General features: G+C 69.8%; 11 protein-coding genes and 1 pseudogene. 9 read left to right on the top strand and 3 right to left on the bottom strand.

The window, feature by feature from the left end; all coding sequences use genetic code 11:
* Together EEJ42_RS04750 and EEJ42_RS04745 are read left to right on the top strand one after the other, a co-directional pair.
* Positions 1 to 252: malic enzyme-like NAD(P)-binding protein (locus EEJ42_RS04750; RefSeq protein WP_281291394.1), on the top strand; the 252-nt coding region annotated here is incomplete at its 5' end.
* Positions 253 to 287: 35 nt separating this feature from the next.
* Positions 288 to 1,670: a dicarboxylate/amino acid:cation symporter gene (locus EEJ42_RS04745; RefSeq protein ID WP_246096052.1), complete on the top strand. Its 1,383-nt coding sequence runs from the start codon at positions 288 to 290 to the stop codon at positions 1,668 to 1,670.
* A 55-nt stretch (positions 1,671 to 1,725) separates the two neighbouring features.
* Here the strand turns inward: EEJ42_RS04745 and EEJ42_RS04740 are convergent, their stop codons facing one another.
* Positions 1,726 to 2,229 (bottom strand): hypothetical protein, encoded by a 504-nt coding sequence (locus tag EEJ42_RS04740; protein WP_123098741.1) that lies wholly within the window; start codon positions 2,227 to 2,229, stop codon positions 1,726 to 1,728.
* A gap of 195 nt (positions 2,230 to 2,424) precedes the next feature.
* Here EEJ42_RS04740 and EEJ42_RS04735 point away from each other — a divergent pair, with 195 nt between their 5' ends.
* The 4 genes from EEJ42_RS04735 (at position 2,425) to EEJ42_RS04720 (ending at position 6,330) form a co-directional block, all read left to right on the top strand.
* Positions 2,425 to 3,261 carry a DUF8017 domain-containing protein gene (locus EEJ42_RS04735; protein WP_246096051.1) on the top strand — a complete coding sequence of 279 codons (837 nt, stop codon included), beginning with the start codon at positions 2,425 to 2,427 and terminating at the stop codon, positions 3,259 to 3,261.
* Between the two features lie 190 nt (positions 3,262 to 3,451).
* Positions 3,452 to 3,823 carry a hypothetical protein gene (locus tag EEJ42_RS04730; protein ID WP_184502935.1) on the top strand — a complete coding sequence of 124 codons (372 nt, stop codon included), beginning with the start codon at positions 3,452 to 3,454 and terminating at the stop codon, positions 3,821 to 3,823.
* A 244-nt stretch (positions 3,824 to 4,067) separates the two neighbouring features.
* Positions 4,068 to 5,426: a radical SAM protein gene (locus EEJ42_RS04725; protein ID WP_148081849.1), complete on the top strand. Its 1,359-nt coding sequence runs from the start codon at positions 4,068 to 4,070 to the stop codon at positions 5,424 to 5,426.
* Positions 5,419 to 6,330 carry a hypothetical protein gene (locus tag EEJ42_RS04720; protein WP_148081848.1) on the top strand — a complete coding sequence of 304 codons (912 nt, stop codon included), beginning with the start codon at positions 5,419 to 5,421 and terminating at the stop codon, positions 6,328 to 6,330. Before EEJ42_RS04725 ends, EEJ42_RS04720 begins: the two co-directional genes overlap by 8 nt.
* A gap of 260 nt (positions 6,331 to 6,590) precedes the next feature.
* Here the strand turns inward: EEJ42_RS04720 and EEJ42_RS54485 are convergent.
* Both EEJ42_RS54485 and EEJ42_RS04710 read right to left on the bottom strand, forming a co-directional pair.
* Positions 6,591 to 6,728, bottom strand: a pseudogene (locus tag EEJ42_RS54485) (right-handed parallel beta-helix repeat-containing protein); the annotation flags it as partial.
* 203 nt (positions 6,729 to 6,931) lie between these two features.
* The gene (locus tag EEJ42_RS04710) at positions 6,932 to 7,450 is read right to left on the bottom strand and encodes a hypothetical protein (RefSeq protein ID WP_123098737.1); all 519 of its coding nucleotides are present in this window, start codon (positions 7,448 to 7,450) and stop codon (positions 6,932 to 6,934) included.
* Positions 7,451 to 7,672: 222 nt separating this feature from the next.
* Here EEJ42_RS04710 and EEJ42_RS04705 point away from each other — a divergent pair, with 222 nt between their 5' ends.
* The 3 genes from EEJ42_RS04705 to EEJ42_RS04695 all read left to right on the top strand — a co-directional run bounded on the left by EEJ42_RS04705 (position 7,673) and on the right by EEJ42_RS04695 (position 10,846).
* A complete protein-coding gene (locus EEJ42_RS04705) occupies positions 7,673 to 8,458 on the top strand; it encodes an IclR family transcriptional regulator (protein ID WP_123098736.1) in 786 nt (261 codons plus the stop codon).
* Positions 8,459 to 8,587: 129 nt separating this feature from the next.
* Positions 8,588 to 9,586: a PDR/VanB family oxidoreductase gene (locus EEJ42_RS04700; protein ID WP_425472846.1), complete on the top strand. Its 999-nt coding sequence runs from the start codon at positions 8,588 to 8,590 to the stop codon at positions 9,584 to 9,586.
* 45 nt (positions 9,587 to 9,631) lie between these two features.
* On the top strand, positions 9,632 to 10,846 hold the full coding sequence (locus EEJ42_RS04695) for a cytochrome P450 (RefSeq protein WP_123098734.1): 1,215 nt from the start codon (positions 9,632 to 9,634) through the stop codon (positions 10,844 to 10,846).
* Positions 10,847 to 10,855 lie beyond the last annotated feature (9 nt).

Below are 10,855 nucleotides of genomic sequence, written 5' to 3'. Positions count from 1 at the left end.
GGACGGTCGGACTTCCCGAACCAGATCAACAACGTACTGGTCTTCCCGGGTGTCTTCCGTGGCCTCCTGGACGCCCAGTCCCGCACCGTCGACACCGACATGATGCTCGCCGCCGCGAGCGCGCTGGCGGACGTGGTCACCGAGGACGAGCTCAACCCGAACTACATCATTCCGAGCGTCTTCAACGACACGGTCGCGGGCGCGGTCGCCGGAGCCGTCCGCGGCGCCGCCCGGGCGACGGACCTCGGCTGAACTTCCCCAGAGCACAACCCATTGGAGCTCCACACATGCAAAAAGGACACAGCACGGCGCCCTCCACCGTCTGTTCCGAGTCCGATGCCGGTGGGAAGGCCCCGGCGGCGCGCGCAAAGCGCTGGTGGCGGCTGCCCCTCGGAGTGCAGTCGGCGCTCGCCGTCGGCCTCGGCGCGCTGATCGGGACCTTCGCGCCCTCCGTCGGCGAACAGTTGAAGCTCCTCGGCGACATCTTCCTCAACCTGGTACAGATGGTCGTGCTGCCCTTGGTCTTCCCGCTGATCGTGCTGGGCATCGCCCGCATGGAGTCGGTGAAGAAGGTGGGCCGCGTCGCCGGTAAGGCGGTCCTCTACTTCGAGGTCGTCACCACCGTGATCCTCCTGATCTCGGTGGCGCTTGCCGAACTCACCGGCATCGGCAAGGGCGCCCCCGTCGCCGGCGGCGACACCAAGAGCCTGGAGTCCATGGACCAGGGCGTCGACTTCCACGAGCTGATCCTGCACTCGGTTCCGAAGAACGTCTTCGCCGCGTTCACCGAGGGCAACCTGCTCGCCGCGATCGTCTTCGCGCTCTTCCTGGGCGTCGGGATGGCCGCCATCGGTGAGAAGTCCGCACCCTTCTCCTCGGTCCTGGAGTCCGTCTCGGCGGCCATGTTCAAGGTCGTCGGCTATGTCATCCGCCTCGCCCCCCTGGGCGTCCTCGGTTTCATCAGCTACGACGTGGCGCACTACGGATTCGGCAACCTCAAAAGCCTCCTCGGCTTCATCGCCGTCGTCTATGCGGGCCTGGCCATCGTCCTCGGCGTGGTCTTCCCGGCCATCGCGCTGATCTACCGCATCCGGTACGTGGACCTGCTCAAGCAGATCGGCGGACTCGTCGGGCTCGCCTTCGTCACGCGCAGCTCCGAAGCGGTGCTGGCACCGCTGATGGGCAAGCTCGAAGCCTTCGGCGTCAGCCGCTCGACGTCCTCGTTCGTCGTCCCCCTCGGCTACTCCTTCAACTCCGACGGCTCGGTGCTCTACCAGGCCACCGCCCTGGTGTATCTCGCCCACGCCTACGGCGCGGACACCTCGATACCGTCCCTGCTGCTCATGGTCGGTGTCCTGGTGGTGCTCTCCAAGGGGATGGCGGGCGTCACCTCGGCCTCCATCGTGGTGCTCCTCGCCGCGGGCAAGTCGGTGGGCCTCCCGGCCGAGGGGGTCGCGCTCCTGGTCGGCGTCGACTTCATCGTCGACATGGCGCGTACCGCGGTGAACGTCGTCGGCAACGCGCTGGCCGCCGCCGTCGTGGACCGTTCGGAGAAGAAGCGGGACGTCCACCAGGACGGTCAGGACACGCGGGAGGTCGCCGCGGCCGACGACGAGGCCACGGCACCGGCCGCACCGGCGGAAGTCGGCGCCTCGAAGGGCTCGTCGTAGAACACCGCATCCGGGGTGGGACGGGACCCGCCCCGGATGCTCCGTCGCGTGTGCGTCAACCGGCGCGTGGCGCAGGGGGATTCTCGTCGTGTTGCGGCCAGGAGGTGCCGAGGTCCCGGCGCATGGCCGTCTGCGCGGTCTCAGCCGCCGCGAGGTAGTCGCGAAGGTGTTTCCCGAACGCCGGATCCTCCGTGGTGACGCCGGTGGCCACCAGGTCACGGAGGTCACGAACCTTCCAGAAGACCTGGTTGGTCGGCTCCATCACCTCCCACGGAGCGATCAGCGCGAGCTCATAGCGCAATGGATATAGATTGCTGGACGCGAACGCCTCGTGGGCCGCCCTTCCTGCGTCCTCCGCCGAGCCTCCCTCACGAGCGATCACATGGAGGCGCGTATACACCTCCGAGAGGGCGGCCATGAACGACGCGTACGCCTGCCGACGCGTGTCCTGCCGGAGCGCTTCGCGCTCACGGCGCCAGCGAAGCCGGTCGGCGAGAAGGGTCGCGCCCACGCCGATCCCCGCACCCATCAGCGTGTTCACCGGCCCCAACCAGTCCATGGACCGGACCCTATGGTGATCCGGATCAGCGGTAAAGGCCGCCGATCCGACACGGTGTCATCTCGTCGCGGATGCCGTCGTCGAGGAGTGCTGCGTGTATCAGTCTCATGTGGTGTGTCACGAGTAGGTATACGTCTCGCGATGGGGCATCCACCGGTGGGATCGCGCCAGCGCAGGTGGCTTAAAGTGCCGATCATGTCTCAGCCAAAGATCCTCAAGCGCATTGCTCAGCACCGGCCGGCCACCCGGGTGCCGTCCCGACGAACGAAGAAGACCCTGATCGCAGCCGTCGGCATAGGCATGACCCTCGCTGTGAGCGGGTGCAACGAAGACACCGGCCAGGCCACGGACAAGGGCAGCGACGCGGCGGGGTCGAAGGCACCCTCGGCGGGATCGTCCCAGTCCTCCGGCCCGGCGAGCCCCTCGGGCGACCAGCCGTCGGTCCCGGGATGGCAGACGCAGACCTCGCAGAAGCACCACTTCACCTACGACGTGCCCGGCAAGGCCAAGAAGTGGAAGCGCATCGACGAGGGCACGGCCCTGTCCTACACGGACAAGAACGGCCAGCCGATCGTCGTCATGACCGGAGCCGCCAACTACCGCGAGGGCGGCTGCGGGTCGAGCCCCAACCCGAAGGCCATCGGCGAGGCGGGCAAGGGACAGCTCGCCACCGTCGGCACCACGGGCGGCGGCAAGGACGGCTCCCTCCAGGAGAACGCCCGTAACTGGGCGGGCAACTGGGGCTTCGCCGCGTACGGCGGGGAGGACCACAAGCCCAAGATCGAGGTCACTCCGGCCAAGCCGCTGAAGCAGGGTGGCATCGACGGCTACACCGCGACCGCCAAGGTCACCGTCACCAACCGCCCCAGCTCATGCGTCCCGCCGAAGGCGATCGTGCACAGCATCGCGCAGAAGCTCCCCGACGGGACCATGCACGGCTGGGTGATCTACGCGGACCAAGGTGTTCCGAACGCGCTGACCGCCGCCCAGATCAAGCAGGTCATGAGCACCGTCCGGGCCACGGGCAGCTGACACCACCCGGTCGATGAGGCGGTGACGACCCGCGGACTGCCCCGCACCCCCGCGTGCCTGCCACCGGGCCGGTGCGGGGCCGCGCGGTCCAATCCCCTTCGCCCGCAAGAAAGTTGTGTACTCAAGATCAAAACGCTGCTTTAATTGGGTAATTGATCTTGAGTCCCGGCCCCTCGGAAAGGCGATCGTGATGTCCCCCGCCCGCTACCAGTCCCGCTCCCGCTCCGAGGCCCCGTTCGACGTTTCCAGCGCCGGTGTGCTCCGCGTCGTGTCCGACTCCCGCACTCCGGTGTTCCTCACCGTGCACGCGAGCGGCCGCCGCCGGTACGGCTACTGGCAGCCGTACGACTCCGCCACCAACAGGGGAGGCTGCTACGTCGCCCTCCCCACCCCCGAATGCGACAGGCTGTACTCCGAGGGACGAGCAACTCTCGGTGAGCCCCTGGTGGACCAGGCCAAGACCACGTACCGCGTGTGGCCCGCCCCTTCCCCCGTCGCGCCCGTACGCATCCCGGTGGCACCCGCGCCCGCGGTGGCCGTGGCACCGAGGCTTGCTGCCTGAGCCGGAGCCCTTCCAGAGGACCGGACGCGCCGCACATACCGACATTCCGTCCATGACGCAACGAAATCAACAGTGATTCACTCGAACGAGCTAGCTTGCACATCATCCCCGGGACGGGTCCCGACGATGGGGCGCAGGATATCGGGCGCCGGTGCTGCCACGGGGGCGATGGGTGCGCTGTACGACATCCCACTGCTGCCCGTGCCGACGCAGCACGGTCGAGGCGAGCTGCTGGGAGCGATCGTTGAACGGAACCAGGGATGTCTTCGCGATCCCATTGGAAGACGGGGCCCATCTGGTGTACGCCCCACTGCACGGGGTGGCCTTCGCCGCCACGAGCGGCATGGTGGCGGCCCTCTCCGACGTCCTGACCGGTGGGGAGGGCGGGGACCAGAACGTCGCGGCGTTCGCCCGTGAGACCGGGCTCCTGAGCAGACCCCCCGCGCCGGTCACCCGCCGCCGGGGCACCCCTGTGCCCACCGAGGTCACACTCTTCCTGACCACGGCGTGCAATCTGCGCTGCACCTATTGCTATGCCTCCGCGGGCGACACTCCCGCCACGTACATGACGATGGACGTGGCCAAGCGCGGCATCGACTTCGTCATCGACAACGCCCGGCGCGAGGGGGCCCCGTTCGCCGGGGTGCACTACCACGGAGGCGGCGAGCCGAGCGTCCACTGGGGTCTGATGACCGAGTCGCTGGCGTACGCCCGTGAGCGGGCCGGTGACCTCCCGGTCATCGCGGCCTCCGCGGGGAACGGCGTGTTCACCGACCGCCAGATCGACTGGATGGTCGCCAACCTCAACGGCGGCATGAGCCTGTCCTTCGACGGCCTGCCCGAGGCACACGACAAGCACCGGCCGACCGTACGGGGCACGGGATCGAGCGCGCGCGTCATGCACACCATGCGGCGCTTCACCGACGCGGACTACCCCTACGCGGTGCGGCTGACCGTCACCGCGGAGCAGATACCGCTGCTGCCCGACTCGATCGAGTTCGTGCTGTCGAACTTCACACCGAAGCGTGTCCAGGTGGAACCCGCCTACCAGCTGGGACGGCACGCGGGGGAGCCGGACGCGGAGACCGAGGAGTTCATCGCCGCCTACCGGGAAGCGCAGGGCAGGGCCGCCCGCTTCGGGCATGAGCTGATCTACAGCGCGGCCCGGGTCGGAACGCTGACCAACCACTTCTGCGGGATCACCCAGGACAACTTCTGCCTGAGCCCCGCGGGAAACGTATCGGCCTGCTTCGAGGCGTTCTCCGAGGACAACGAGTTCGCCGACGTGTTCTTCTACGGTTCGCCCGGGCCGGACGGCTACACCTTCGACATGGACCGGCTCGACCGGCTGCGCGATCTGGGCGTCGAACACCGGTCGTTCTGCGACGGGTGCTTCGCCAAGTGGAACTGCGCGGGCGACTGCTACCACAAGTCGCTGGCGACGAACGGCCGAGGCGAGTTCACCGGATCCCAGCGCTGCCACATCACCAGGGAACTGGTGAAGGACCAGCTCCTCACCCGGATCGCCGGGTCGGGCGGCCTCATGTGGCGCGACGACCACGCCGGTGAGTCCTGCGGCGTCCACGGAGGCACGCATGAATGACGTGATGCTGCCCTGGCCGCGGCCGAGGCGCCCAGGGAAGGACAACCAGGCCGACCAGGCCGACCAGCCACCCGAGCAGACACCGGACGCTCCGCGTTACGAGATTCAGCGGGTCGACGACCCGGACAACACGGGGCCCGTCGAGATCCTGCCCATCACCGGACCACCATGGTCGGCGGCATCGGGACGCCGCGGCCTCCTCGGGGCCGGGATCGCGTCGTCCGTCGCGGCGGCCCTGCTGCTCGGCGGATGCGACGACGGGGGCTCGGAGTCTCCCTCCTCGCCGTCCCCCAGCACCTCCCACCCCTCGTCGAGCCCGTCGCCCTCCGACTCCCCGACACCAACGTACGAACCGCCGACGACGTACGAACCACCGACCCCCACGTACGAACCACCGACGACCTACGAACCCACGTACGACCCGCCCACCTACGAGGCACCGGACCCCACCTACGGCGGTGGCGGCGGCACGATCTGCACCTGCAACAAGGTCTGCACCTGCATTCCGGTCTGCCAGGCCCACCGGCTGCTCCACCCCGATCCGGCCGTCCGGCGCATGGCGGAGACCGTGGTCGTGGCGATGGGGCCGCGCGAGCTGCCGTACCTGCGGTGGGCGGCCAACGGCGCGGCCGCCCCGCTGAACACGCGCATCGAAGAGCTCATCGAGCAGGTGCGCGGCGGGCGCCGACTGGTGCGGGACGACTTGCGCGACCCGGGCTGCGAGCGCTACCTCACCTCCGGCGACCCGGTCATCGCCATGATGGCCGCGCAGGTCCTCACCCTGCGCGCGCTGCGGCTGGGCACGGGGCTCAGCGGTGTGACGGCGGACCGCGCGGCGCGGGCCCTGACCGTCGGCCGCGCACTGCACCGCGAACGCGCGCCCGCCTGGACGCCATCCGTCTGAAGCCGGACCCCGGCCCCCTGGAAAGCCCTGCGACGCGCCCGCCACAACTCGCCGACCGGGGGCGGGCGTTGGCAGGGTCGGCGACGATGGCGCCCGCCAGGCTGTGGGTCGCGCTCGCCGCGGGGCGCAGACCGCCGTCGGCCTGGCGGGGCGCATCCCAGTCGGACGTCGACACACTCTGGAACTGCGCGTCCGACAGGGGCGTAGAAACCCGCCGCCTTGTTGGCGAAGGCCACCGACGTGCGGACGGTGTGCTTGACCGCCCCGGCATCGTAGCCGCCGCCGTAGCCGCCCGCCTTGAAACCGCTTCCGTTACCGGCTCCCGTAGTCGTCCCCGGAATGTACCCGTTCCGCCACGCCCAGGAGTCGACTTGACCGATTGACCACGTCGATGCCATGTGCTCATGGCACACGTCCCGGCGCTGCGAGAGGTGATCGGTGCGCGCAAGGCGGTGTACAGCGTTCCGGACGAACACATCACCGCGACCGTGGATGTCAGCCCATGGATGGAACAGAAGGTCGCCGCTGTACTGGCGCATCGCTCCGAGGTGGAGCGGGGCGATCTCCGCAGTGATCGCGGCCATCTCCGCCCCGGACGGGGTCAGCCGGCCGTCTTCACCTTGGTGGCCTTGGCGACCTCGCAGGTTTTCGGCATTGCGGCGGTGTTGCCCTTCCAAGCGGTGGATGCGAGTGCGCTTCTCATCACTCCGACTGGGACGGGCTGGTGGGCGAGGGTGGTGTAGACGGCCTGGTCGGGGTGTGCGGGGTTCAGGAAGCGGACCTTGACGGTGTAGGCGTAGTCCGCCGCGCCCTTGGCGTTGTTGAGCTGGATGACCGCGAACAGTTTGGACGCGTCGCGCAGCTGGCATGACTTGATGCTGACTTCGGCCTTGGACGTGACGGTCTGAGCGGGGCCGGTTCCGTCGGCCGCCTCGCCCGCCGCGGCGGATCGTGACGGCGTGGCTTGCGAACTCGGCGAGCCGCTGCTGGTGCTGTTCTTCCCTTCCTTCCCGCCCTTTCCGGCGGCGGATGGTGCGTCGCTCGACCCGCTGCTGGAGCAGGCCGAGAGGGTGAGCAGGGCGCAGGCCGCGAGCGCGGCGGCGCGTGGAAGGTGGCGCATGGTGGAAAAGGTCCCCCGTCAGGACACAGATTCGCCGGACGGACCGGCCCAGTCCGCTTCACGCTAGCACTTGGCGTAAACCGCGCGGCTTGCGGGATGTGGGGTGCATGCGGTCCGTGGTGCCGCTCTACCGGGAGGCGGCGGCCGAGCGTGGAGTCGTGGTCACCCACACCCCGGGAAGCGTGGGGTTGACGCGTCCGGTAGAGATCCGATGATGACGAGGTGAGGACACAGAACGGCGAGTCGGTTCTGGCGCGGGCCGTACGGATCTTCGAGACGTTCACGCCGGAGGAGTCGGCCCTGACCGTCTCGGAGATCTCCCGTCGTACGGGGCTGCACGTGGCGACCGCGTCGCGGCTGGTGGCCGAGCTGGTCTCGTACGGGTTCCTGACCCGGGACGACGACCGCCGGGTCCGGATCGGCATGCGCATGTGGGAACTGGCCACCCGGGCCTCGCCCACCCTGTCGCTGCGCAACGCGGCCATGCCGTTCATGGAGGGTGTCCACGATGTCGTCGGACATCACGTACAGCTCGGCGTGCTGGACGGCGATGAGGTGCTGTTCCTGGAGCGGTTGACGGCACCGGGCGCGGTCGTCAACTACACCCGCGTCGCGGGCCGCCTTCCGCTGCACGCCTCCTCCAGCGGTCTGGTCCTCCTCGCCCACGGCCCCGCCGACCTGCGGCGGCGGGTGCTCGACGAGCCGCTGCACCGCTACACGCCGAACACTCCGGCCACCGCGGCGCGGCTGCGGGCCGTGCTGGCCGAGGTCCGCAGACAGGGGTACGCGTACTGCCCCGGGTACGTGCACCCGGACGTCCTGGGCATCGCGGCACCGGTGCGTGACGCGCGCGGTGAGGCGGTGGCCGCGCTGGCGGTGATCGTCCCGAACGAGGCCGGGGCCGCGTCCGTCGTGCCGGTGGTGCGGACCGCGGCACGTGGTGTCTCACGGGCGCTGGGGGCGGCGGGCGCCCCGGGGGGCCCACGCGATGCGGGTGGCCTCACCTGACCGCAGTGCTATGGCCATAGGGGTGCCGCAAGTTCGTCTCTCACTGATTGAGAATGCCGTCGCGACGGTTCGCGGCGGCCGTGCATCCTGCCTGCAACCCCAACGACGGGAGGTGGCGACGTGGCCGGAATCAGCGTGGTTGCGGATGCCGAGTCCAGAGTCGGCACGGGACAGTCGACCCCCGGGTACGCGGCAACTCTGGTGGTCGCCGCGAAGGAGCGCGTCGCCCAGGGCGTCGTGTCACTCACCCTCACGCGCCCGGACGGCGGCCGGCTGCCGGACTGGACACCCGGTTCCCATATCGACCTGGTGCTGCCGGAAGGGACGACCCGGCAGTACTCCCTGTGCGGCGACCGATGGGACGCGCACACCTACCGGATCGCCGTCCTGAGGGAACCGGCGGGGCGCGGCGGCTCCGCATATGTGCACGACCGACTGCGTCCGGGGGACCGCGTCGGGGTCGGCGGCCCGCGCAACCACTTCCCCCTCGTGCCGTCGGAGAAGTACCTCTTCATCGCGGGCGGCATCGGCATCACCCCGCTACTGCCCATGGTGCGCCAGGCTCAACTGCTGGGCGCCGACTGGCGGTTGCTGTACGGCGGCCGGACCCGGGCGTCGATGGCCTTTCGCCAGGAGCTGACGGATGCCTACGGCGAGCGGGTACACGTCGTCCCGCAGGACGAGCTCGGGCTGCCGGACCTCGCGGCCCTGCTGGGGAGCCCGCAACCCGACACGAAGGTGTACTGCTGCGGCTCCGCCCCACTCCTCGCCGCCGTCGAAGCGGCCTGCGCCGCCTGGCCGCCGTACGCCCTGCGCGTCGAGCGCTTCACCGCAGCCGCGCGGTCCGGGCCGGTACGGGAGACACCCTTCGAGGTGGAGCTGCGCCGTACGGGACGCACCGTCACCGTCACCCCGGAGGTCTCGGTGCTGGAGGCGGTACGTCGCGCCGGCGCGGACGTGCTGTCCTCGTGCGAGCAGGGAACCTGCGGCACCTGCCTGACGCCGGTGCTGGAAGGGCGGCCCGACCACCGGGACTCCGTCCTCACCGACCAGCAACGGAGGGCGAACGACTGCATGTTCGTGTGCGTGTCCCGGTCCTGCGGCGACCGTCTCGTCCTCGATCTCTGAGATCCCCACGATCTCCGAGATCTCCACCTTCCCCGAGGAGCCGTGATGTCCGAGGCACTGGAGCGTGCCGTCGCGCCGCCCGTCAGTGACGCCGACCCGTTCGCCCACGAGGTCCTGCTGGACCCCGAACCGCTGCACCAGGCTCTGCGCGAGGCCGGTCCGATCGTGTACCTGTCGCGCTACGACGTGCACGCCCTGGCCCGCTACGAGCACGTGCACGCCGCTTTGGCGGACTGGCAGCACTTCGCGTCGGGCTCCGGTGTGGGCCTGGCCAACTTCCGCCATGAGAAGCCGTGGCGCCCGCCGAGCCTGCTCCTGGAGGCCGACCCGCCACGCCACGACGCACCCCGTCGGGTCCTGAGCGAGATCCTCGCACCGCCCGCCCTCCGCCGTCTGCGCACGAGGTGGTCTGCGGTGGCCGACGAACTGGTCGGCCAAGTCCTCCGTGACGCAACGGAGTTCGACGCCTTCGCGGCACTGGCGGAGGCGTTCCCGCTGCGTGCCTTCCCCGACGCCGTGGGCCTCGGCCCCGACGGCCGGGAGAACCTCCTGCCGTACGGAAATATGGCCTTCAACGCGTTCGGCCCGCGCAACGACCTCGTCGCGGCGGACGCTCACCGGGTGGCCGAGCTTTCGGCTTGGGTGAACGCCCAGTGCACCCGGGAGGCGCTGAGCGCGGACGGCTTCGGCGCGCAGATCTGGGCCGCCGCCGACCGCGGCGATCTCAGCTACGAACAGGCGCCGTTGGTGGTGCGGTCCCTGCTCACCGCCGGCATCGACACCACCGTGCACGGCCTGGCGGCCTGCCTGTACGCCTTCGCCACCCACCCCGGCGCATGGCAACGACTGCGGGAGCAGCCGGAGCTGGCGCGGGGCTCCTTCGACGAAGCAGTCCGCTGGCAGTCTCCCGTGCAGACCTTCTTCCGCACTGCCACCACCGACGTCACCATTGCCGGGACGGTCGTCCCCCGGGGCACGAAGATCCTCATGTTCCTCGGTGCGGCCAACCGTGACCCGGGTCGCTGGCACGACCCCGACCGCTTCGACCTCACCCGTGACCCCTCCGGCCACGTCGGCTTCGGCATGGGCCTGCACCAGTGCGTCGGCCAGCACGTCGCCCGTCTGGAGGCCGAGGCGTTGCTGACCGCCCTGGCTCGTCGCGTCCAGCGGATCGAACTCACCGGCGCACCGCTCCGCCACCCCAACAACACCCTGCGCTCCTGGGCATCCCTGCCCGTGCGCGTCCAGACGGTTGCTTGATCAGCCGTC

It is taken from the genome of Streptomyces botrytidirepellens, from assembly GCF_003721215.1.
Lineage (GTDB): Bacteria > Actinomycetota > Actinomycetes > Streptomycetales > Streptomycetaceae > Streptomyces > Streptomyces himastatinicus.
Note: the sequence above shows the minus strand (reverse complement) of the source record. Positions and strands in the feature narration are given on the sequence as shown.